Genomic DNA, 24,988 nt, shown 5'->3' on the forward strand with positions numbered 1-24,988 from the left:
ATCAGGTACATATGCTTGCGAACCTTATCAAAGATGATACGGTTAGCCACCTCTGTACCAATTGCCTGATCAATACGTCTTTTGTCCAGCATCAGTTTCCTGAAAAAAGGGCTGCCGAAATCAGCTGTTTCCAATGCCATCTTCAGATAGTCACCACTGAACCGCTCATAATCCATCGCCCTGTCAAAGACCTCACTCAACACAGGAGACGGATCTCTCGCATTCTCATACAGCGCCTGGGCATAAGGCAATGCAGTCGTCATATTCTTTTCCTTCTCATAAGCCGCCTTTAAACCAGCCAATGAATTATTAGGATTCATAGCTACCTTCACCTTTTCAATAAACTCCTCTGCAACCGCTTTTCCTACCACCCTGTTGATCTCTTCCCCCTTTGCATTCAGGATCAGGAATGTGGGAAATATTTTGACATCATATTTCTTTCCGATATCAATACCCTCTCCCTTCTCAATATCGAATTTCACAGAAACAAATTTCGGATTGAAAAAGTCACCCGACACTTTTTTAGGAAATTCCTGTTTGGCCATTTCAATACAAGGGCCACACCAGCTGGTATAACAATCAACGAAGATCAGTTTTGGTGATGCGGGATCGGCTGCTTTTGCCATTGCCTGTTTCAGCGTTAGCTCCTGGAATATAATACCCTGTGCAAGGGTGTTTTGTTTACACAAAACACCTATTGCCAGGAATATCGAAACAATGAATACTCTCATTTATTCTAAGCATTAAATTTTGGACTCGATTAACTCTTTTAACTTTGGATCTGAAGGCCGGATAGCATCATAGCTCACCATTTTACCATTCTTATCAAACAGGATGAAGCGTGGTACTTGAGTGATCTCGTAATCCTGGATCATACTTCCCTGGTTGTTGGAATATAAATGTAATCCTGACAGTTTCTTTGTCTCTACCATATTCTTCCATTTATCTTTTTCTGTGTCAATGGAGATACTGAGGAACACAACATCTTTTCCTTCGAAAGATTTCTCAAGTGTTTCCAATGCCGGCTGTTCTGCCAGGCAAGGCTTACACCAGGTAGCCCATACATCTACCAACACAACTTTACCGCGAAAATCTTTCAGACGATGTATTTTACCTGTCATATCAGGATATGCAAAATCAATTGCCTCACCTCCAGGTTCTTTCAGATTCGCTCTCTTCTCAAGCACCGCCATTTTTTTCTTTTGCTCCTTTGTGACCATGTACTGTTTGTTCTTGCTCACAAATTTTGCCATGTTCTGATATTCGTGTCGGTCCAATAGCGTGAGAACATAATTGGCTCTCAACATTGGATCAGTGATTTCAGGAACAATTACATCTTCAAGGAACCCACTCTCAGCATTGTAAACGAAGTGTCTTACGAATCCATGGGTCTGTATGTAGGCATAACCAAAGGGAAGTGTCCAGATCTGCGGATCTGCATATTTCTCTGTATTAAACAGGTTTACAAGGAAAGCGGGATATTTGTCACGTTGTGAATATCCCAGGGCTTCTGTAAATGGTAACATTGCATCCATCCGGAAACTATAAGTCAAAAACATCTTTGCATAACTGTCAAATTTCTGGTTACCGGTATTGATAGTACTTATAAATTTCTCACTCGGCGCAACTATGGAATCCAGTGTAGCTGGAAAGTGTTCATATGCACGCTGCCAACCTTCTTTGGTATAACCATATTTCCTCAGTGGTGTCATCATTTTATACCAGTCAGCAAACACTTTGTTCTCATTATTTACTGTGCCTGAATAAGCTACCTCACCAAATCCACCGTTGAGCGCAAGCGTATCTCCTTTGCGCATATAGATAGGGTAAACTTCATCTTCAAAGCCTATATACCTGATTACGTTCAGATCGCTGTCGCCAACCGGCACCTGGAATGAATGATCTTGTCTGGTCAAAGGGATCATGGAATAAGGTACTATTTCACCCTCCACAGTCTTGAAAAGATAGATCTGGCTTGCACTCACGTTACCACCTTTCTCCCTCTCAAATTTACCTTTGATCACCGCATTCTGCGCCCATGCTGCTGCTGAAATACCCAGCAGCAGGACAGATAAAACTGTTTTCTTCATTTGGAACTTTTAAAATATTTGAAATATGATTGTTTGATGTTTTTATTATCCTGCTATTGTACAGGTACTTTAAGATCAGCCAGTATCTGCCTGATATAACCATATTTGGTCATAATGGTAGTCTGCGTACCATATTGCTGTTTAAACTGGTCCTCTGATTTGCCGAGTGTTGCCTCTATGTACATACACACATCCATATAAGTTGACATCGGCGTGTAATAACTATTTCGCGGATCTGTACCCAGGAACCCAATGGCCTGTGGCGTAGCTGTAACGCTGGGTGGCAGGCCAGTCACATAGGTGGCAAGCTGGAATGTATATACACCATAAGCATCCCGCGAGGTCATAAACTTCCTGGAGGCATTGTAAAATTTATCCAGGATATCTTTGTATTTATCATCCTGTACCGCATTGGTAAGCAAGGCACGCAGAATAGCCCCTTTATAAGCTGCCCGGGTAGCATCATTCATAGTGGGTATCTGGGATACCGCACCTATCACCACCGTATTAAACCCCTTAAAAGCGTAGCTGCCAAATCCATAACTGCCTAGCGTATTCACAAGCAGGATACTGGGTACATGTACACCTTCAGGCAACGACGGCATAATTTCCGCTCTCAGAAATGCCAATGCCGCCGGCACATCGTCTTTCGAACAATAAGTAAATGACTGCACATATGGTGGAGCACTCGAACCCTGCGAACCACCCAGTGAATAATTCATGGACAACACTTCATAAAAAGTGTAATCATGCCCGAACACATCCTTCCGTTGCTGAGAACCGATCGTATCATTGATATAAATCGGTATCCCTGTTTCCTTGTAGAACAGATAATTCGCATGAATCGTAGCATCGTTAGGATCATCTTCTACTACGAGCCAGTTTTTATCGTAGTCAGGAAAGGTCGTTTCTTCTTCCTTTCTGCATGACGTAGCCATAGCAAACAAAGTAAAGGCGATCAGATATATTTTGTAGTTCATTTGCACTGATTAAAATGGTTGAATCTGACGAACAGGACGAACTGGATTTGTAAGGGAGCCTTGATTAAATGTGATGGCATAATCAGGGATCGGTACCTGCCAGGATGCAGCATCCTGCGCAAAGGATTTCAGCACGTAATAACCTGCGGGTGAATACGTATTGGACGACGCATCATAGTTGTACACAGGGTGTTTGATAACAAAACTGGCGGGTAAAGGATACCTGGAATTGACCCCATAACGCCTGAGATCAAACCAGCGATGCCCTTCAAAACACATTTCACGGCGACGTTCTGCACGGATAAAATCAACCAGTGCTTCGTTTGATGCAGGTAGCTGGTCCGCAGTTGCATTCCGGAAACGCTTCGCCCGGAGATGCTGTAGCTCTGTTTTAGCTTCTCCATCTGAACCCAGCATGGCCAATGCTTCTGCACGATTCAATATCACTTCCGGATAGCGGAGGTAAAATATGTCAGACACCTGGGCTACATCATTATACGTAGTCCATGATCTGTATTTTCTCGGCAGAAACGCTTTGTTCCTGGTTGATTTGTCAAAGAAAGCGTTACGTCTCAGGTCAGCCGTATCATAAGTGTCCATCAGGTCATTGGAAGCCTTGAAGGCAGAAACACGGTTATCATTGCCACCCCATGCAGAAAGCGAGTCGTTCATAAAAACAGCCGGTATAACATGAGCTCCCATCGTAAAAATAGACTCACCAGAAGTGCGGTAGCTGAAGTTGGTTCCCGGGACAAACTGATTGAGATCTGTAAGACTATATCCCATCGTCTCAAAGTCCTTCAGGGTCGCAACAACCTTGTCATATTGTTCTGTATACAGGTAGACCCTGCTTAGTAAAACTTTGACAGCCGCAATACCCACCCTGATATTGTTGTTAGGATTGTAACCGTCCAGGTAAGTCGCCGCCTGATTCAGATCTGCAATAATCTGATCGTAGACCTTTTGATTATTATCCCGGGAGAAATACTTATCATCAATTTTTTCACTCACCTTCACTGGCACACCTTCATCTGTGGCAGCGGTGCTCGTGCGATAAGGAGAACCATAAATATTCTGCAGCATGAAGTAATAATACCCTCTGAGAAAGTGCGCTTCACCACGAATATGCCGCAATTGCACATTTTGTGAAGAGCTGTCCGCAATTTTTGACGCCTGGAAAAGGATCGCATTCAAAGACCCGATACGTTTGTAAAGCTTGCGCCAGGCAGTTTCTTCCCACGCAGCATTTAGGATATTAACGGATGGCAACTGGCTCCAGTTATGAAAACCGGAAAACATATAAAGCGGAGTGGCCTGACTTGTTTCTACTACATCTGCCACAAACGTTTCACTGTCATCATCCATTACATGCAGCCACGGTGCGAAGAGACTCGATTCTGATGTCAGATCCGACATGGTAGACTGACTATAGATAGAGTATGTAACATTATTTATGAATGCTTCTCCGATCATCAGTTGCTCAAGATCATTCGTATTAGAGGCATATCTCTGATCTGTAGTATATTCTTCCAGGAATTTACGGCATGATGGCAACAGCAGTAAGCACATAAGCAGCGCAAATACATTTTTCATGGTGCTTAAATTTTAGAATGAAACGTTAATAGTACCAGTGTAAGTAGGTCTTACTGAAAGGTTGATATTAGGAGATGCGCCTGATTGTGCAGGATCCTGTCCTTTTAATAACTTGTTGGTGATTGTGAACATATTGGTGCCTGTAATACTCACATAAGCCGATGCAAATCCCAGCTTACGTACCATTTTATCATCAAAGTTATATTTGAAAGAGGCTGACTGGAGTTTCAGGTAATCAGCACTTATCACCCTCAAATCGGAGTTATCATACATATCGTATACACTACCACCAAAAGAGTAAGCACTTGCCGGATACATATTCCACCATGGCGTATTCAGATTATTGTTTGCCTGCAGACCAGGAATATTGGTATATGCTTCGTCACCCGGGCGCCGCCATCTGCGTACAAACTCCTTGCGGAGGTTCTGCTGTGGATAGGCAACCGTAGAAGCATATCCGGAAGCTATCTTCAGCATCCTGATCTTGTTGCCAAGAGAGTAAGTAATATTACAGGACAGACCAAAATTTCTCCAGCCAAAATAGTTGGAAATACCACCTTGTATAAAAGGCTCTCTACGGCCAGATTCACTCATCACAGACAGGTATACATCCTCTTTTTTCATCTGGGAATATTTCTTATTGTATTCATCTGCGAGTTCAGCCTCTGCGCCATAAAAGATCGGAGAACCATCCTCGTGACTCAGACCTTTAAATTTGTAGGAGTAAAAGGTATTGATCGGCTTACCGGCCAACTGTACAGAACCATCCAGGAAGTTGCTATAGGTAATATTATCTATCAGCACGTTATTCCTGTTATTGATAGCCCTGTTCAACACCTTGTTCAATACCTGTCCCAACTGCGGATCTATACGCCACACAAATCCCCTGCGGGAACTGTTTACATTCACATTATCAATAGCTTTTATTGACAGTGCTACCTCTACGCCCTTGTTTTCCAGCGTACCACTGTTGATGACGTATGTTTGTACACCGTTGATCTCTGATACCGTTTTGTTCAGGAATGCATCCTTGGTCCTTTTATAGAAATAGGCTACTGAACCCGCTAGTTTACCCTTCAGGAGGGAAAAATCAAAACCCGCGTTGAAAGAGGATGTCCGTTCCCATTTCAGGTCCGGATTAGGATAGTTTACAATATTGGCAGAGGTTTCATTATAGTAGGGATTAGTAGCTAAATTCTGACGGATCACCATATTGGCAGACTGTCCCGGCAGCATATTTCCCTGCCAGCCCCATGATCCCTTAAAGGCCAGGTCATTGATCCATCCTACATGAGGCACTACGTCATTTTTCATGTTCCAGCGACCTGACAATGCCCAGATGGGAAGGAAGCGATTATTGGTTCTGGAACCAAAAAGATTGGATTGTTCCCCCCTGATATGGACATTAAACATATACCGGCTATCATAAGAATAACCTGCTGTACCAAACCATGCAAAATCGTTTGTAAGCTGGCGGTTAAAATAACCCAAAGCATCTTTTGTCATCATCCATTGATTGTAATACCCGCTATAGGTAGTAGGTACGATATCAAAATAACCGCCCATTTCAGTGAAGTAACCTCTGCGGGTAATGTTAAACCCATTGTATGCATTGGATTTAACCTCCACACCACCTGTTGCTGTTAAGGCGTGTTTACCGGCATTCCCCAATGTAGTCATGTAGTTTGCCTGTAAACGGCCAGTATAATTCCTATTGTTTGTTGTGGACTTCTGCATTTCACCACCTACAGGTGCCTGGTCCCACCTGGTTGATTGATCACCGCGTAACTTAAATATGTAATAAGTGTTTTTGGTATAATACACCTCCCGATCATTGTTGCTAATACCAACGGCAAAAGTACCTTCGAGATCCAACCCTCTGATTACATGCCACCTTAACAACGCTCTGACATTGGCAGAAATAAGGTTCGTATGATCATTACTATTATCACGCTCATTCAGGATATTGTAATTATAAATAAGCGAACCATTTGTTTGTGGATAATAAAAGAGACTTCCATCCGGATTATACGCAGGTATAGTACGGCTGGTATTATAAGCATAGTTCAGGATACCCAGGTCCGATGGCGTGTAATTCTTTACCTGGTAACTACCATTGAATGCAATCTGTGCCGTGAACTTTTTGTAGTCGGCAGTAATATTCAGCATCGAGGAGTAACGTTTGTTACTTTCTTCTTTGATTACGCCATTCTCGTTCAGGTAACCAATAGACGAGTAATACTTGATATCTTTAGATCCACCGGAGAGGTTTAATGTATGGTTTTGAGTAAATGCATCGTGCGTGATCAATCCCATCCAATCAGTATTCACATTGGCATAGTAATCACTTAAACGTTTGAACTCATCATAATCAATTTTACCCCCATAGTAATCCTGTAAAGCCCTTTCATATCCTGACCATTGAGTCACGTTATTATACTGCATTCCGCGCTCTACCATTTCTTTTGAAACATCCATGCGCTCCCTGGAGGTCATCATGTACATACTCCTGTCAGAATATCTTGGCCGGCGTGAATAGCCGGATGACATGGAATAGGATAGCATTGGCTTTCCAGGTTTCCCTTTCCTGGTGGTGATCACAATCACGCCATTGCCGGCTTTGGCGCCATACAGCGCAGTAGCAGAAGCATCTTTCAGCACGTCGATCTGCTCAATATCTTCAGGATTCAGACCTGAAATCGCATTTCCCAACAGGTTCACGAAATCGAGGTCATTGATCTGTTGCGGATCCACGTTAACTGGGTCTGTCAGTACAATACCATCCAGCACCCAGAGGGGCTCACGATTACCAAGAATAGTAGACGTACCACGGATCCTCAGTTTAGGAGCAGCCCCCACCTGTCCGGAGTTCTGCATGAACATCATACCCGGTACCCTGCCTTCCAGCAATTTGTCAATTGAATTCACCCCCGGAGTAATAATATCATCCATCTTGATTGTGGTAACAGCACTGGTGAGGTGGCGACTGTCTATCTTCAGGTAACCTGTGTTGACCACTACATTCACTTCATTCAAATCAGAAGCGGCCATTGCAAGTGTAACCACCCGGGCTCTCTGTGCCCCTATTTCCATATCTGCATAACCAAGCATATGGATCTGAAGCGTATTATTTGCATACTTTCCAGGAATGATAAATTCACCGCTTTTATTAGTCCTGGTACCGAAATTGGTATTTTTCACTTTGATAGCAACCCCCTCCAGTGGAATGCCGGCTTCGTTGGCAACATGTCCATACACATCAGGTTCGGATTGCGGTGCCTGATCAGTAAGCGTTGCACTCTTTTCAGTAATAATGATCAGGCCATCTTTGATCTCATAGCTCAACGGCTGTTCTGACAAAAACTTTTGCATGGCACTGGAAATCGGCTCCTTTACCAGTTTCAATGTAACTGGCTTTGTCTTTTTCAGAATGCGGTCATTGTACGAAAAATCGAATTTCGTCTGCCTGCTGATCTCTTCCGCCACCTTCACAAATGGGGCATTTTTTACATCCAGCGTTACCGTCTGCGCCTTTACAGACGCAAACAGTTGCAGGATAAGAACAGGAATAAAAACGGACAGAAATTTGGTCGTAATAGATAATGTGCTACAATTGTTCATTCCCGAACGCTCACAGTACAGCACATACCTTTTGTCCCTGACAAAAAGGAAATTGCCCATAATTTGAAACGGTTGGTTTTTGGTTGATTATTATAAGTATAAGGATTCCACCAGCCGATGCGCGGATCCACACGCCAGCCTACAGACGGAAAACCGATAAAAAGATTTTGGTACTACTAATGAATTATGCTAATATTCTTTCCCTTTACTTCAAATTTTATATCCCCTATTCTTTCGAGTGCATGAAGTACAGTTGACAATTTTTTATCCCTCCTGATAGATGCATGAACTTTGATGTCTGCTGGAATGCTGGCGTAATCTACATCCAGGTCATACCATCGTCCTATCTGACGCATGACTTCTGTTAACGGTGTGGCTTTAAATCGGAAGTCTCCATCTTTCCACGCGGTGTATAATGAAACGTCGACGGCTGCTACGTTAAATGTTGTGTTATCCAGTAGTACCGCCTGCTCCCCTGGATGTAATTCCGTCGTATGAGCCGCATCTCTGCTGTCAAGGCGAACGCTGCCGGTTGCCAGGGTGGTCACCGTCCCGTTTTCATCGTTATAACAGTTGACATTGAAACTGGTGCCCAGCACCTTTACATCCTCATCTGGTGTATGCACGATAAATGGCTGGTTAGCGTTGTGCGCTACCTCGAAATACGCTTCGCCTTTCAGTGTTACACTCCGTTCCTTTCCTGTGAACGCAGTCGGATATGAGAGAGAAGACGCTGCATTCAGCCACACCCTCGTGCCATCACTTAATGTAACCCGGTATTGCCCCCCTCTTGGAATATTTAATGTCACATGCTGGATGGATTCTTTTACAGGTAGCATATCACCATCTTTGTAATGAATACTCCCTTTGTCTACCACAATCTCCTCCTTCGCACCATTCAATTGATAGACTGCTCCATTTGATGCGACAAGGGTCGCACGGTTAGTACCAGGCAGAATATCAAGATTTGCAAACTGCGAGGTGGATGGGCGGGAAAATTCTTTGTAAAAATAGAACCCGGATGATAATACCAGCAGTATTCCTGCCGCTGCTGCAACCCGTTTCCACCAGTATATGCGCTTATATTTTGGTGTATGCGTAATACCCAGTTTTTCCTGGATACTGTGCCATGCAGCATCTTTAATGATCTCAGATCTTTTATCCAGTGACGACGATACGCTGGAATCCGTTGAAAAAAAGTTCATGAGTAAGGCATCCTGTTCATCCTGGAGCTCTTTACGCTGGAAAAAATCATACAGACGAGACAACTCCTGTTCGGTAATTGTCTCTTCGATATATTTTTTGAATAGCTCTTCTATATTATTGTTTTCCATCTTCGCAAACAGTCCTGTTTATGCCTAATTACTGATATATACACACGAGAAATAAAAAGTAGCACCCCCAATCCAATTATTTTTCAAAAAAAAATCTGGCCAGGATTGCAAAGAGATAAATGTAATTTGACTTTAATATATTTCTTAGTTGCTTATTAGCCTCTTGTATGTGATGATTGATGGCAGAAGTACTTATATTTAATTGGCTGCTTATTTCGTGGTAGCTGAGGCCATCTATCTTGTGCATGATATATACCTCCCGCTGCCTGGGTGTAAGTTTGTTTAAGGCGGCCTGCAGTAACTCCTTCGCTTCTGATTGGTTCAGGGATTCTTCTATGGGATTATGACCATCATCCGGGTTTATTGAGTTGCGCATCAACTGGTCATATAAATTTCGTCTATATACGTTTTTAGAAAGATTAGCGGCTATTTTATATAACAAAGCACCAAAATTAAGTGCTGGATTGATGGTATGCCGTACCTCCCAGATCTTGATAAACAGATCCTGCAGAATATCTTTTGCTAACTCTTCTGATTTCAGTAATTGAAATAATTTTGCTGCAAGGCGAGGGGCATAGATTTCGTAGAGGGATTTGAAAGCAAACTCATCCCCATCCCGCAACCTGCGTAACAGCTCCTTCTCCTCGGTAGTTTGTATGATGTTCACCTCCTTAAATGATATTTCTAATGAAATTATAAAAATTAAGGGTAAATTTTCCGGTAAAGATTCTAATAAAACATTAAATATTTTGAATATTAATATAGCAGCCGTCCTGGCTTTCATTATTGTGTCTTACCAATAATCTTTTGTCTATGGTTTTGCCCCCATGCATATAGTTCCAAAATTACATTCTCGAGTGTGTTTACATATTCTGTAGCAGTATATTCGACCAAAACGGGAGTGCCATCATAGGCAGTCCGCTTAATCAATTTGTGATCTTCCAGGTCTTTTAATTCTTTCGCCAGGACTTTGGAAGAAATCTTTGGAATACTTCTTTCAATTTCCCTAAAGCGCTTGTTTCCATTGACGAGGGAAATTATAATCAATAATTTCCACTTGCCATTGATTACATCAAGTGCATCACGCACAGAAAGCATGAGAGATAGACAGTCTTCTTTGCTATTTCTTGATAACTCCTTCATTTCAAAAACAGTTTATTGGCTACCTAAAGGTAAGCACTTACTTATAAGTAACCGCTTACCTTTGGTTAGCAAAACCTTGTAATTTTGTTTTGTACCAAAAATAAATATGATGACAGCGTTAGAGACGCCCAATTTGAAAAAGGATAAAAGAATGTATCGGGTAACAACAATTATTGTCACTATAATGACTGCAGGGCCTGCGTTGTTTTATTTCAACAATAAATACCTGATTGACTCAATACATAGATTAGGATTTCCTGATTATTTCAGGATTGAATTGGCCATCGGTAAAATAATAGGTGCACTTATTATGTTTATTCCCGCAGTTCCTAACCTATTTAAGGAATGGGTTTATGCAGCATTCGGCATCACCTTGCTGTCAGGTGCGCTTGCACATGGATTAGTAGATGGACCGGCTAAAGGATTTGCACCACTTGTTCCTTTCGCTATACTTTGTGTTTCATATTACTATTTCAGAAAGGTAAATTATGCAAAATAAAAAGGTGGTACCAATAATGGTGACCCTGTTTGTTCTGCTGACTGCATATTTATATGGACGAAGCATCAATAAAACGGATAAAAAAATGAAAATAGAAATCTGGAGCGATATCATGTGTCCTTTTTGCTATATAGGAAAAAGGAACTTTGAAAATGCATTGGCAAAATTTCCACATAAGGATCAAATTGAAGTTGAATGGAAGAGTTTTCAGTTAGACCCTTCTATTCCGGAAATTCCAAAGAATCAAAATGATGTATACCAATTCGTGGCTGAAAGGAAAGGCTTAAGCTATGACGAATCAAAGCGCATGCACCAAAGCGTGACACAGATGGCCAAAAGTGCAGGTCTGGAATATAATTTCGACAAGGTTATTGTCACAAATTCATTGAAGGGACATAAACTTATCCAATTTGCCAAAACCAAAGGGTTGGGAGAAAAAGCAGAAGAACGATTGTTCCTCGCCTTTTTTACCGAAGGAAAAAATCTGAATGATGAGGCTGTACTTTTTGAACTGGGCAAAGAGGTTGGTCTGACTGATATTGAAATCAGGGAGGCATTAACTAATCCGGTATATACGGGCAGAATTGAGAATGATTCAAAAGAAGCGCAACGATTGGGTGCCAATGGCGTACCGTTCTTTGTTTTCGACAGAAAGTATGCTATAGCTGGGGCACAGCGGCCCGATGTCATGATCCAGACGATCGAAAAAGCTTTTTCTGAATGGCAAAAAAATAATCCTGATTCACTGAAAATAGTGGAAGGAGCTGTATGTAAACCAGACGGTGAATGTAATGGGATAACGGTTGTCTAAGTTAAGCGGGCGAAAATGAACTTAAATCAATGATTATCAATAATTTATTTGTTTTCCTCAAACAAAAAAGCCCTCGGATCGCAAAATCCGGGGCTTTTTTATCTGAGATTAGTTGCTTAGTCTTTGGGTTCCCATAATTGAACTTTGTTCCCTTCTGCATCAAGAATATGTATGAATTTTCCGTAATCATAAGATTCTATGGTATCCACGATGGTTACGCCATTCTTTTTTAACTCCTCAACAAGGGCTTCCAGGTTTTCGACCCTATAATTTATCATAAAGTCTTTTGTTGAAGGTTCAAAGTATTTTGTCGATTCGGGAAAGGGAGTCCATTGGGTTTGTCCTTTCTTTGTGCTGTCTGCACCTTCGTACCATTCGAAAGTTGCCCCATATGGGTTGGTGTTTAAGCCTAAATTTTTCTGATACCATTCGGTCATTTTTTTAGGGTCTTTGCATTTAAAGAAAATGCCACCAATGCCTGTTACTTTTTTCATGTTTGCCGGAGTTTTATTTTGTCTTTCAGAGATTGTATTAAAGGCGACACCTAAGCAAAATGATGTCGCAACTATCAGGGTTGTTAAAATTGCTTTTTTCATGATTGCTGTAAGTTAATATTTCTCCGTGGAATATTTTCTTCGCAGAAGTCCGGTATTGCATCACAGTAGTGCCTGCCTTAGATTTCCTGTTACTTTTCTTGCACAAAACGAGCAATTCTTTGCGCTCGCTATGAACCTTGCACCCCCTGTTTCATTTGTTTTAAAAGTCCTGTTATACGGGAACAGGTTTTGTACTATTTATATATAAGGCATGGCAGACTAGTCAGAAAAAGGAACCTAAATTAATATAGATTTTATGACAGGTACTTATCCATTATATACCAGCAATGACCTTGATCCGCTGCTGGATCGCGTGGGGAATGCGCATTGCGTGATGCTGGGAGAAGCATCGCATGGTACCCATGAATATTATACATGGCGAACAGCCATCTCCAAGCGACTGATCATGGAAAAAGGCTTCCGGTTCCTGGCTGTAGAAGGCGACTGGCCCGACTGTTATCTATTGAATCGCTACATAAAAGGATACGAAAACCAGGAGAAAGAACTTTATGACCTTCTTCACACATTCCGCCGTTGGCCTATGTGGATGTGGGCCAACTGGGAAATCGAGGCATTGCTGGGTTGGCTAAAAACTTATAATTCCCAAAAGGCGGCGAACCAGCGGATCGGCTTTTATGGCCTTGATGTGTATAGTCTTTGGGAATCCCTGGAGGCAATGAACCGTTACCTGAAAGTGCATGATCCGCACGCAGCAGCCATTGCTGCTAAAACGCTGAACTGTTTTCAGCCTTATGGCGAAGATGCCCGTGAATATGCCCGCAGCCAGGTAGATATGGAATCGTCCTGCAGAGAGGAAGTTATTTCATTGCTGACGGCTGTACGCCGGAGTGCTCCAGTATATGACCATGATCCTGAAGCCGCTTTGAACATGGAGCAGAATGCAAACATAGCCGTTAATGCAGAAGCCTATTATACGAATATGGTTTCGTTCAACAATAACACCTGGAATATACGTGACCAGCACATGCAGGAAACCCTTAACCGCCTGATGGAATTTCATGGCGACGAAGCCAAGGCCATTGTGTGGGAACACAATACCCATATAGGAGATGCAAGCTATACCAATATGAAGGATGAGGGACTGTTCAATATTGGTCAGCTGGCAAGAGAGGAATTTGGCAGGCACGATGTAGTGCTGGTAGGTTTTGGATCTTACTCTGGCGAGGTAATTGCGGGAACTTACTGGGATGCTCCCATGCAGGTCATGAATGTACCCGAAGCTAAGGTCGGTAGTATTGAGCAGATCATGCATCAACAATCGACACAAGACCGTATGATAATATTTGAGGACAGTACAGATGAGTTATATAAACGAACAGTTCCACACAGGGCAATTGGCGTAGTGTACCATCCAGATCGTGAAAAATACGGTAATTATGTACCCACGATAGCTGGATCACGCTATGATGCCTTCATCTACCTGGATGAAACATCAGCGCTACATCCAATACACCTTCACCCTGATCTAAAAAAGATACCGGAAACGTATCCTTTCACTTTTTGAATGCTATTTCTTCACTATTAAAAGATAAGCTATGGCTATTGTAAAAGTAATTGAGGTAATCGCTTCGTCAGAAAATAGTTTCGAGGACGCAGTACACAATGCGGTAACAGAAGTTTCAAAGTCTATTCAGAACATTGATTCGGTTTTCGTAAAAGATTTTAAGGTGCATGTGAATGAAGGTAAAATTACTTCTTACGGAGCTATCTGTAAAGTTTCCTTCCGGGTGGATAGTAATTTAAAACACTAAGCACAATATTCAACCTGTTATGTATTTTAACGATCGGCTTCAGGCAGCCATGCAACTGGCTGCCAGGCTGGAAAAATTCAAAGGGGAAAAAGGAATTATACTGGCAGTGCCAAGAGGAGGAGTACCTATTGGTTATTACCTGGCCAGACACCTGAATTTTGAACTGGATCTGTTGATGACCAAGAAAATAGGCCATCCCTTGCATGAAGAATATGCCATAGGTGCTGTAGGGCTGGAAGACGTTTTACTAGAAGAAACGGATGACATACCTAAATCGTACCTGGAAGAAAAGATTCCCCTTATCCGCCAACAGCTGAAAGAACGCTATAAAAAATTCATGAACAGGGAAAGACCTGCCAATGTAAAGGGGAAGACAGTGATCATAATCGATGATGGGATTGCAACGGGCAGAACTATTCTCGCTACGCTGAAAATGCTGCGCAACAAGCACCCCCGTAAGCTGGTGGTAGCAGTACCTGTTGCCTCCCGACAGGCGGCAGCGCGGATTAAAAAGGAGGTAGATGGGTTTATTTGTTTGTATACACCTTTCACCTTTGTGGGTGTTGGCGGGTTTTACAGGGACTTTAGCGAGGTTGACGATGAAGAAGTTATGACCTTATTAAAGGAATTAAATGCAAAGGATATACAGCGAAAATAGGCCAAATTGTATCACAATTTTAAAAATTATTTTATGCCGGAAAAGAAAACTGTCATGCGGGCAAAGCAGGCGAAACGCGAGGGAAAATCGCCCAGTACACAAGCGGGTGAGTTTGTACATGAGGAAATAAAAAAAATCCGTAAGGGAGAACATGGAGCAAGATCAGCAAAGCAAGCTATTGCTATTGGCTTATCAGAAGCCCGGCGTGCAGGTGTAAATTTGAAACCACCGAAAGCAGGTACTGTACCGGAGAAAACCCGCAAAAGCGCAGAACGGGCATATGAAAAGGGGCAGCAACATGAGCCTGTATCAGCAACCCGTTCACGTGCAAGAGTGAAGGCGTTAAAGAAGGAAAGCACCACTGCCGCTTCTCATTCTGCACTCTCTCGTCAGACGCATGAAGCAGCTACAAAGCGAAGTAAGTCTGACCGGTCAGCTGCTGCTAAAAAAGCCGCACGTACAAAAGGACCGGAGGAACGTTCTGCTGCTGCTAAAAAAGCAGCACGCACAAGAGCGAGGAATGCCCACAGCTGATTCTATTGGTTACTGGCTGGAATGATTTTGACTGTAACAGGTTCACTCCTGCTCCGGCAAAGAGGCTTTTTTTCTTAAACGAACTACCACGATAGCCAAATTATAACATTTATAAAGCATTAAAACGATTATATTGACGTCCAAAAGTCAATAACCCTTCATGTTACGATTCAGGTCCACGTTTATCCTTTTGCTACTTTTCACGGTTGCTGCACGGTCAGCACCAGGCCCACAGGAAATAAGGAACCTCTGTGCATTTGCACGGTTATATGGTTATATACGGTATTTTCATCCGGCTGATGAGGCACAGCTGGTAGACTGGGATCACTTTGCCATCTATGGCAGCAGTGTGGTTCGGAAAGCCGGAAATGACGATGCTTTGCTGGCTACTCTCCGGCAACTGTTCCTGCCGCTGGCTCCTTCCATTAAGATATTTAAGCGTACCGATAAAATAGTTTTTGATGTAAAGGATATTACACCTGCTTCGCTGGCAGGGTATCATGACATCTCCTGGCAATACTCTGGTTTGAGTATGCGGCTGGTAAATGAATTCGCACGACAGGGTACCCCCACTGTACGGTTAAACAGAAATACCCCTGATAAAAAAGCAGACTCCCTGTTCAGCGGTACACAGGCACAGTTTATCCCCGCATCTCACGCAGGCAGTGAATTCAGGCTCAGTGCCAGCGTCAGGTTAATGACTGACAATGGTGCCACCGCCGGTATCGGCCTTACCAACATCACTGCTTCGGGTCAGGGTGGCAGCTTTACGACACCGATATATAGTGATAGTAGCTGGAAACAATATATTGTTTCCGGTAAAATTGATCAATCTTCTCAACAACTATTGATAGGGATATCACTGAAGGGTAAAGGCGTGCTGCTGGTGAAAGACCTGCAATTTATAGCGGTAGAAGATGGAAGGGAATATCCCATTCCATTGCCCAACCAGGATTTTACGATTGCAGATGACGGCGGCCGACCAATGGCCTGGATCAACCCTGCTGCGGACAATGGCCATTACCAGTTTGCAGTAGCACCTGAACCAACATCTGCCTCCGGTGCTGCTATGAAGATCGCCTTTACTGCCGATAAAAAAGCAGATGCCCCTCTCTATGCCTACCAGGCAAAGATTGGTGATGTGATCAATAAGGAACTGGTACCAGGCATTCAATGCATCGTTCCCGTGGCACTTTATGGTACGGTGGATGCCACCTATCCTTCAGGGAATAAAGAAGCTCTCGCTGAATTGATCAATGCCATAGCAACTTTACCTGCTGCATTGATAGCCGATTCGCTGCAGGTAAGACTGGGCGATATTGTGATTGCCTGGAACATTTACCGGCATTTCTTTCCCTTCTGGCAGGATGTGCCGACCAAACCTGAACAGTTGCTACTACATGCGTTCACTAAAGCATACGAAGATAAAACGCCTGATGACTTTAAGCATACATTGCAACTAATGACGGCCCCTCTGAAAGATGGACACTTATGGGTAGTCATGAAAACTGATTCGGCTTACAATGCCATGGCACCTGTTACCTTCAGCACCGCCAATGAGCAGGTGGTAGTAAAAGATGTGCTGGACCCGGACCTGCAGGCGATTATCAAACCCGGAGATATAGCTGATTCTATTAACGGCAAAACGGCCTGGCAACAAGTGGAAGAAATTAGCCGGTACCATGCAGGATCCACTCAGCGCAACCTGCACCAGGGATTATGGAAACTGAGTTTTGGTTACCCCGGCAGCAACATGCAGATGACCCTTAGCAGGAACAACAAACGTTACCGGGTGCTGGTGAACAGATCAACTACCGGCTTTGATGAAAAAGTATCTCTGGTACAAAAACTGCCCACCAGTGGCACTGCCATAGCCAGCAATATTTACTATATCAACCTGCTGGAGCCAGCGAATAAGGTAGATTCACTGATCCGTATCACCGCCAATGCCAAAGCTATTCTATTCGATATGCGGGGTTATCCCGGCTATGATTTGTTTGATATTGTATTGTCGCACCTGGTAACAGAAAAAGTTGGTAGCCCGGGTATATTGTATGATCCACAGATCATCTACCCGGATTTTGAAAAGGTGAAGTATACCCCGTCTGTGCTGGATGTGAGCCCTCGCGTACCACACCTGAAGGCGAGATGTTATTTTCTTACAGATGCCAGTATAGGTAGTCACCCCGAATACTTTCTGGCATTTATAAAATACCATCAACTGGCCACGATAGTAGGGCAATCTACTGCGGGTATTGACGGCACCATTAATGGCTTTTATCTGCCCGGGGGATATGAACTGACCTTTACCGGTATCAGGGTAGATGGACTGCCTGGCCATCACCACCTGGATGGTGTGACACCTGATGTAATTGTAAACCCGTCTATGCCTGGTATTAAAGCTGGCAAAGACGAAATCTACGAGGCGGCTTTAAAATTAGCCGTTCATGATAACCGCTGATGGCGGAGGTGCTATTGATTGCTATGCTGAGCATAAAATAAAATCGTAAATTCGTCAACATAAGACCGGCACAATTACCCCCCGTAAGGAAAAGCCCCTACCCGCATCATTTCTTAATATACCCACCCCCCACAATCATGAAACCATTATTACTCAGTTTATTGCTGTGCAGTGCCATATCCGTATCTGCCGCCGACTATCATGTTGAAATCACAGATCATAAAAATACCAACGAAAGCCTTGCAGGTGGCAGTTATACAATTACTGTAACCGGCACTGCTGCCGGCACAGACACGATCACCGTCAACTTTACTACCAGTGGCTCCGCCGTGGTAGGCGTGCATTACCAGGCATTTCCGCTCACCATCAAAATCCCTGTCTCTGCAGGCAATGGCAGTGTCACCTTCCCTGTCGTTCCTGTAGAAAACAGGATAGTAGAACCCTATGCAGATGTTGTACTTGCTATTCAAAGTGCAACAGCTATCACCGCATCTACAGTCGATTTTGAGCCTGCACCAACTACGCTCAGGATCTACGATGATGATCAGTACAGCGTCAACATTTCTTTCACCGCATCGACAAATGGAAAGGAAGGCGGGCCAAATGCCACCATTACCGCAAGTTTATCCAGCGATTATATAGCCGGAGAAACCATTTGGATCACTGCTCCCCACGCCGCCAATACGACAATAGGTTATGGCGATATTGACGACCCCACATTGAGAATTGATTCCGGACAGCATAGCATTGTTGCGGAGATCAATGTACTTGATGATAAAATTAAGGAAGACACCGAAGCATTGTACTTAGAAATAGCGCAGGTTACCAGCAATGACTTTGAATATTCTTACACCGGCCTCCCTTATGGCCCGATTTATATTTATGATAATGACGATACTATTGCTCCTGTCAGAGGGGCAGACGTTTCCATTTATTATGTTGGGAGCCCCAGGGAGCGAAATCCCCAGGTGGATGGTTACATTTACCTGCAATCCCGTCCCACCGGGGAAGCCTTCGTGAAAGAACCGATTACTGTCAAAATCAGGATGGACGGAACTGCGACCGAGGGGGTAGACTATCTGCCATTGGATACTGTAGTGATTCCGCCATCAGACTTAGGCCCCAGCACTGTAATCGTTCCCGTTCATCCTATTGATGATAACATTATAGAAGGAAACGAATATATCCAACCCATTCTCTTAAGTGCCAGCACTCCATCGGGCGATTCCATCACTGTATACAATGATTATGCGCCCACCCTGGTTCCTTTGTATGATGATGATATCGACAACAGGCATATTACGATCTCAGGAAAGACAAACGGAAAAGAAGGAGGAACGCCGGCAGGTTTTACATTGTCCTTCCCGGATAGCCTGGTATCAGCAGAAGATGTACTTGTGAATTATCATGTCATTCCCTTTGGTACCACTGCGATAAAAGGGGTTGATTATACCATCCCGCCTGTGGTAATTCCCGCTGGTGAGCACAGTGCAACAATCCCCATCAACATTGTTGATGATAACAAGGCTGAGTTCACAGAATTTTTATCACTGCAAATAGACGAAGGATTGGGTGATAGCCTGCATTATCCTGTTGGGCCGGATAGTGTGATGATTGTTTCAATTGCTGATAATGATGGCCCTTGTTCAGCAGATAGTAACAGGCTATATATTCCCAACGTGTTCACACCGAATGGCGATGGAAGGAATGACCTGTTTGTGATTCGCGGACTGGAAAATTATCCCAACTCAAGGCTTTCAGTCTTCAACCTGCTTCGGGGCGGTGTATTGGTGTACAGGTCTGAAAACTATGATAATACCTGGGATGGACGTGGTGCCAGTCCTGGGTTATATAGTTATGTACTTGAAGTAAAAGAACAATACAGGACGAAGGTCTATAAAGGTAAACTCGTCATTATAAAATAGGGAGAATAAAAGAGCCTGCAATCTCAGGCTCTTTTATTTATTGTTTTACAAACTTTATCACCTTATATACTCCCTTCGATTTCAGATGCACAAAATACACCCCTGCACTCAATTGCCCAACCGCTATAGACCTTCCTACTCCTGCTACCTGCAATTGCCCTGAACTATTATACACCTTAATACCGGCCACCTCCGTCAACCCACTTATATAAAGCGTGGTCACCGCCGGATTGGGATATACTGAAATGCCTTCTTTCTCAATAACGCCGGCACTTCTGGCTGCTGATGCGGGGCGCACCAATTTCCACTGACCACTCAGTTGATTCACATCCGTCCATTGTTGCACATTTCCACCATTCACCGTGCTAAAATCGGCCACCTCCACCAGCTTATTACTATGCTTTGCGATTACTTTATAATAATCATTATCCACAGGCACCATCAAAAACTGTTGATTGGCACCACTTACATAACCCCATTGCTGTACATTAGCGCCATCGGCCGTGCTCACTGCAGATACATCCACTGATTTTCCTGATTTGACACAAATAATTTTATAGACCTCGTTGCCTAAATGGGTAAATGTAAATTGCTGATTCGTGCCACCCACAAAACTCCATTGCTGTATATTACCTCCATCCTGCGTAACCTGGTTATCATCTACATCCATGTACAACCCGCTGAAACGGTTCTGAAGATAATAGGTGCCTGCGATAATATTCACCTCCTTTAGCTTATTGGTGCTCTGTGCCAGGTTCACGATAGGATCTGCACTCAATACATTTCCACCATCCAGGGGAGAATAAATTTCAAGACTGGATTTGAGCAGATTACCGTCTACCATGGTGTTGATTTCCTCGGGTGTCATACCTGAGCGATAGAAGAGTAACGTGCGGTAATTGGCAGATGGAGCAGTTGAGCCATTCAGGTCAAAGGCAGTGGTCACCAATTTTTCTGCTATCGAACCTTGTAATACCTTATCGACATACAACAAAGTTTTCCCCATTGCATAGTAGTGGGTGAGCGTAACCTTGTGCCATTGATTGTCCGTCAGTACAGTCACTCCCGGAATACCTGGTGAATAGTCCAGTTTTCCGGAAGTGTTGATCACTAATGTATTTAAGCCGGTAGTCGTACTCAGTTCTGCTACCTGCCCTGCTGATGATGTTTGTATATCAAATGAGTAAGTAAAGGAGTGAAGGGTTTCCTCGGGTTTGACCTGCAACTTGTAGCCGCTGGCGGGACTTAGGTTCAGCGATGTACCATTTACCTGGTAGGGTTGGGACTTTCCTGCCTTCAGGGCGTCGAACAGGGAAGGTACAATAGCGTATTCAAATTCAAGATGGCCCGCATCATTGGGATGCAGATCATCATATTTATAACCTGTTGCCCATTTACCAGCTCCATTGTCAAGCGCGCCCAATAAGTTGATGCTGGCTACATTCCAGGAATGAATCAGTAGATTCATCTGTTTGATATAGTTGTATTCTGTAGCAGTGTAATCTTCACGACTGTAACAATTGGTGATAATAGGTTCAATGCCTTGTTGCCTCGCTTTATTAATCAACAATTTCATATTGTCTCTGAACTGGTTAAATATGGCTTGTCCGCCGGTGGTAATGCCTTCATTGCCCAGGGAGAGTGCGTAAATAACATACCTGCTGCAGAGTGGCAGTAAGTCTTTATCCCAGCGGTTGATTACGCTGATAGTATTGTTGCCGGGGATTGATATGTTCGATACGTTCCAGGTCTGGCCTGTTCCGTTGTTGGCCCTGGTAGCCAGTAACTGGGCATATAGCTGGGCATATCCCTGGTTATTGGTCGCCCCGGTTCCTGATGGAACGGAAGAGCCCATTACCGCGATGCGGCTGGCATCCTTTGTGGTGCAATAAGGTTCAAATGTGACAGGGTTCACCTGGTAGATCTTCATAATTCCCAGGTAGCCAAATGTGCCTTCAGACCTGGTCATTGTAAGGTTTATGTGACCATTATCATCAGGCATTATTATATCTGAGGTCAGAATGGTTTTTGTATTGCCGTTGTAACCCGTGCCGCCTAAATTGGTTCCGGATGTTTGCAGCAGGCCGTCGTAGAAGGTAGCACCTGTTAGTGAATAGCCGGTCACCCGTTTTTCAGGATCATTCCGGGTGCCGAAAAAATTAAAAACGTAGCCTTTGGTTTTATCCAGTCCTCTAATTGAAAGGCTGGAAGAGTTGGAAGTGTGAAAGTAGTCCTGTGTGGCAGTGGGAATGGCCAGATCGCCTAATAAACTGGCATCTGGTGATAGCAAACCACCATTCAGGATACCGTTGGAAGAAAAACCGGAGGTGATTTTAATATAGGTGCCGGTCGATAAATTTGCTTTATCTACCAGGTTTACCTGGGGGGCGGTGGTACTGGTATTGGTTACATTGTTCCAGTAATTGCCATTGATGTCGGGACTGATAGTGATATTGCCGTTGGTGACATCATTGGGACCGAAGTCAGTATACACTGTTTTTAATGCGGTGACGGGCAACCTGACTTCCTCTATTTTCAGTGCACCGATGTAGGCGAAAGTGCCGGCTTCCCGTTTTACAGTGATGGCGATCTGGCCTTTGGAATCAGGGGTAATAGTACTCGTGACCAGAATGGTACTGTTATTACCATTGTAACCCGTTCCGCCTAAATTCGTACCGGAGGTTTGCAATGTGGCGCTATAGGTTGTACTGCCTGCAAGGGTGTAATTTGACTTACGTATCTCGGGGTCATTTCGGGTAGCAAAGAAATAGCACACATATCCCTTACTGACGTCCAGTCCTTTGATGATAAAGCTTGCGATATTATCTGTATAAAAATAATCCTGGGTAGCCGTGTTGATAGCGAGGTCATTTAAGAGGGCTGCGCTGGGAGATAACAGGCCACCGTTGTTAATACCGTTGGCACTAAACCCGGAAGTAATGTTGATGAGAGCACCGGATAAGGCGTTTTTGTTTGTGACCAGGTATACCGAAGCGGCTGTTGTACTGGTATTGGTGATATTGTTCCAGTAATTGCCATTTACGTCGGGACTGGTGGTGATGTTGCCATTGGTTATATCATTAGGACCGAAGTCTATATAATATGTTCTTTGTGCGTAGGTATCAATAGTGATACAACAAAGGATTGAGAGGAAATACAGTAGTCTTTTCATAGGTTGTATTTTGAGGGTAAGAAAGAAGCGCCTTTCCTGGTCAGGAAAGGCGCTTCTTTATGTTTACAATATCATAAAATCTGTAGTCGGGCACCAGGGTGGGCAAGTGATAGAATTGTCGCCAATCGGATCATCGATAAAGGCTGCACCTATCTGGCATTTCCTGATGGCATTGTATTTTGCATCCAGCGGTATCAGCACGGTTTTATGATCGCCTTCATCATCTATACCATTACATACGCGCAGGGTTGTACATCCTTCGATAGATAATAATGCAGCAAACAATTCTCTGCCGTATAAGCTGGATTTGATAGAGCCGGGTACCAGTGCCTGGTATGCTTCAATCATTTCACTACCGGCCATCTTGCTGATTACGGTACCATGCCATTTGTCTACACCTGTTACAGGCAGTTCCTGCATGATCTGTAATGGAGCATAGGATAATGCCGTACCGTGACCAACGATAGGAGCATTGTCAGAGATGTTGCGGTTCAGACTGTCTACCGCAACAAATACCAATGTATGCACATCGTCATGGATGGCATTGATGACACGAATACCTTCGCAGCCGTGTACGCTCAGCAGCTGCTGAAATAATGTAGCGTCATATAGGAAGGAACCTACACCACCTGGTTGCTGGTTGTGGTAACGTTCAATCATTTCATCTGCCTGGGTTGTAGAGATGAATGCGCCGATCTTGTTGATCCGGGACAAGAGGAGTTTTCTCTTTTGTGAAATCATAAACAAGGGGTTGAATACGGGTTAAATTGTTAATACGCCCAAGATAGAATAAAAAACTGATACGTATTTACTCAATTTTACTTACTCAGTGGCCGACAATGTTATGATTGATTATCAATTTATACCGGATATATTTTGCAATTTCAGCGATCACTGCTCTCCCGTCATCGATTACCCCGCCCATCTGGAAAAAACCATGTATCATTTTGGGATACAGTTTTTCTGTAACCTGCACATGTGCCTGCCTTAACTTTTCGCCATAGGCAATTGCTTCATCGCGCAGGGGATCGTATTCTGCTGTGATGATAAATGCATCTGGCATGCGGGACAGGTCATTGTTGAAGATGGGAGCTGCTTTAACTTTGTCTGTAGCATAGTATTCCCAGGCTTCAATCGCACCTGCCAGGGTTAAGTTAGGGCCTTCTGCAAATTCTTTCCAGGAGGAACTAGTCAGGGATGAATCGGTGACGGGGTAAATCAATACCTGGCATTTTAATTCAGGGAACCTGCCTGCAACGGCTGTTGCCAATGCACCACCGGCACTGTCTCCAGCTACTGCTATGCGGAGTGGATCTATGCCCATTTCTGCTGCATGCTGAAGAATCCATGCTGTAGTATCGATACAATCATTCAGGCCATGAGGAAAAGGGTATTCAGGAGCGAGCCTGTAATCGACTGATATAACGATAACTCCTGCCTGGTTAGCTAACTGGCGTAAGGGGCGATCATGTGTATCCAGGCTACCGGCATTGAACCAGCCACCGTGAAAATAAATGAGGGCTGGCAGTATTCCGGCTGCAGGTCTGTAGATCCTGGTGTGTCTTTTATTTTCGACTGTAAATAAGGTTTCCTCCTCTCCTGCCAGTGGAATGAACTTTTCATAGAATGCTCTTCCGGCCTGCCATTTGTCTTCAATATGCGATACGTCAATTGACTGAATGTAATTCAATACTTCCTGTACCTGTGGTAATATCTCCATCTTTTTTTATGCAAATTTCCACTGCGGAGGCATATAAATGAAATAATGTAAATTATAGGCAATCATAAATTTATTTATA

At 43.6% G+C, this 24,988-nt stretch carries 20 protein-coding genes; 8 read left to right on the forward strand and 12 right to left on the reverse strand.

Annotation, left to right across the window (positions count from 1 at the left end):
- The 8 genes from ABDW16_RS23490 to ABDW16_RS23525 form a co-directional block, all read right to left on the reverse strand.
- The coding region (locus ABDW16_RS23490; RefSeq protein ID WP_343673163.1) for a thioredoxin family protein at positions 1-731 on the reverse strand (731 nt) is incomplete at its 3' end.
- 12 nt (positions 732-743) lie between these two features.
- The gene (locus ABDW16_RS23495) at positions 744-2,090 is read right to left on the reverse strand and encodes a TlpA disulfide reductase family protein (protein ID WP_343673164.1); all 1,347 of its coding nucleotides are present in this window, start codon (positions 2,088-2,090) and stop codon (positions 744-746) included.
- Positions 2,091-2,143: 53 nt separating this feature from the next.
- Positions 2,144-3,070 (reverse strand): hypothetical protein, encoded by a 927-nt coding sequence (locus ABDW16_RS23500; protein WP_343673165.1) that lies wholly within the window; start codon positions 3,068-3,070, stop codon positions 2,144-2,146.
- A gap of 9 nt (positions 3,071-3,079) precedes the next feature.
- On the reverse strand, positions 3,080-4,663 hold the full coding sequence (locus tag ABDW16_RS23505; RefSeq protein WP_343673166.1) for a RagB/SusD family nutrient uptake outer membrane protein: 1,584 nt from the start codon (positions 4,661-4,663) through the stop codon (positions 3,080-3,082).
- A gap of 12 nt (positions 4,664-4,675) precedes the next feature.
- Positions 4,676-8,344, reverse strand: coding sequence for a SusC/RagA family TonB-linked outer membrane protein (locus ABDW16_RS23510; RefSeq protein WP_343673167.1), 3,669 nt, complete (start codon positions 8,342-8,344; stop codon positions 4,676-4,678).
- Between the two features lie 116 nt (positions 8,345-8,460).
- The gene (locus tag ABDW16_RS23515) at positions 8,461-9,618 is read right to left on the reverse strand and encodes a FecR domain-containing protein (protein WP_343673168.1); all 1,158 of its coding nucleotides are present in this window, start codon (positions 9,616-9,618) and stop codon (positions 8,461-8,463) included.
- Between the two features lie 76 nt (positions 9,619-9,694).
- A complete protein-coding gene (locus ABDW16_RS23520) occupies positions 9,695-10,285 on the reverse strand; it encodes a sigma-70 family RNA polymerase sigma factor (RefSeq protein ID WP_343673170.1) in 591 nt (196 codons plus the stop codon).
- A 116-nt stretch (positions 10,286-10,401) separates the two neighbouring features.
- Positions 10,402-10,761, reverse strand: a complete 360-nt coding sequence (locus ABDW16_RS23525; RefSeq protein ID WP_343673171.1) for a helix-turn-helix domain-containing protein — start codon at positions 10,759-10,761, stop codon at positions 10,402-10,404.
- Between the two features lie 106 nt (positions 10,762-10,867).
- Here ABDW16_RS23525 and ABDW16_RS23530 point away from each other — a divergent pair, with 106 nt between their 5' ends.
- Positions 10,868-11,260: a DoxX family protein gene (locus ABDW16_RS23530; protein ID WP_343673172.1), complete on the forward strand. Its 393-nt coding sequence runs from the start codon at positions 10,868-10,870 to the stop codon at positions 11,258-11,260.
- Positions 11,250-12,071: a DsbA family oxidoreductase gene (locus tag ABDW16_RS23535; RefSeq protein ID WP_343673174.1), complete on the forward strand. Its 822-nt coding sequence runs from the start codon at positions 11,250-11,252 to the stop codon at positions 12,069-12,071. Before ABDW16_RS23530 ends, ABDW16_RS23535 begins: the two co-directional genes overlap by 11 nt.
- A gap of 116 nt (positions 12,072-12,187) precedes the next feature.
- Here the strand turns inward: ABDW16_RS23535 and ABDW16_RS23540 are convergent, their stop codons facing one another.
- Entirely contained in the window at positions 12,188-12,667 is a 480-nt protein-coding gene (locus ABDW16_RS23540; RefSeq protein ID WP_343673175.1) for a VOC family protein, read from the reverse strand.
- A 256-nt stretch (positions 12,668-12,923) separates the two neighbouring features.
- Here ABDW16_RS23540 and ABDW16_RS23545 point away from each other — a divergent pair, with 256 nt between their 5' ends.
- The 6 genes from ABDW16_RS23545 to ABDW16_RS23570 all read left to right on the forward strand — a co-directional run bounded on the left by ABDW16_RS23545 (position 12,924) and on the right by ABDW16_RS23570 (position 20,017).
- Positions 12,924-14,192: an erythromycin esterase family protein gene (locus ABDW16_RS23545; protein WP_343673176.1), complete on the forward strand. Its 1,269-nt coding sequence runs from the start codon at positions 12,924-12,926 to the stop codon at positions 14,190-14,192.
- 31 nt (positions 14,193-14,223) lie between these two features.
- Positions 14,224-14,439, forward strand: coding sequence for a dodecin family protein (locus ABDW16_RS23550; protein WP_343673178.1), 216 nt, complete (start codon positions 14,224-14,226; stop codon positions 14,437-14,439).
- Between the two features lie 19 nt (positions 14,440-14,458).
- Positions 14,459-15,097, forward strand: coding sequence for a phosphoribosyltransferase family protein (locus ABDW16_RS23555; RefSeq protein WP_343673179.1), 639 nt, complete (start codon positions 14,459-14,461; stop codon positions 15,095-15,097).
- 33 nt (positions 15,098-15,130) lie between these two features.
- Positions 15,131-15,631: a DUF6496 domain-containing protein gene (locus ABDW16_RS23560; protein WP_343673181.1), complete on the forward strand. Its 501-nt coding sequence runs from the start codon at positions 15,131-15,133 to the stop codon at positions 15,629-15,631.
- Between the two features lie 160 nt (positions 15,632-15,791).
- Complete coding sequence (locus ABDW16_RS23565) at positions 15,792-18,092, forward strand: hypothetical protein (protein WP_343673182.1); 2,301 nt, start codon at positions 15,792-15,794, stop codon at positions 18,090-18,092.
- A 137-nt stretch (positions 18,093-18,229) separates the two neighbouring features.
- Positions 18,230-20,017: a gliding motility-associated C-terminal domain-containing protein gene (locus tag ABDW16_RS23570; protein WP_343673183.1), complete on the forward strand. Its 1,788-nt coding sequence runs from the start codon at positions 18,230-18,232 to the stop codon at positions 20,015-20,017.
- 37 nt (positions 20,018-20,054) lie between these two features.
- Here ABDW16_RS23570 and ABDW16_RS23575 read toward each other — a convergent pair whose 3' ends face one another.
- From ABDW16_RS23575 to ABDW16_RS23585, 3 genes are all read right to left on the reverse strand, one after another.
- The gene (locus ABDW16_RS23575; protein ID WP_343673184.1) at positions 20,055-23,189 is read right to left on the reverse strand and encodes an RICIN domain-containing protein; all 3,135 of its coding nucleotides are present in this window, start codon (positions 23,187-23,189) and stop codon (positions 20,055-20,057) included.
- Between the two features lie 63 nt (positions 23,190-23,252).
- A complete protein-coding gene (locus ABDW16_RS23580; RefSeq protein WP_343673185.1) occupies positions 23,253-23,930 on the reverse strand; it encodes a hypothetical protein in 678 nt (225 codons plus the stop codon).
- Between the two features lie 85 nt (positions 23,931-24,015).
- Entirely contained in the window at positions 24,016-24,909 is an 894-nt protein-coding gene (locus tag ABDW16_RS23585) for an alpha/beta hydrolase (protein WP_343673186.1), read from the reverse strand.
- Positions 24,910-24,988: the final 79 nt, after the last annotated feature.

This window comes from Chitinophaga sp. (assembly GCF_039596135.1).
GTDB lineage: Bacteria > Bacteroidota > Bacteroidia > Chitinophagales > Chitinophagaceae > Chitinophaga.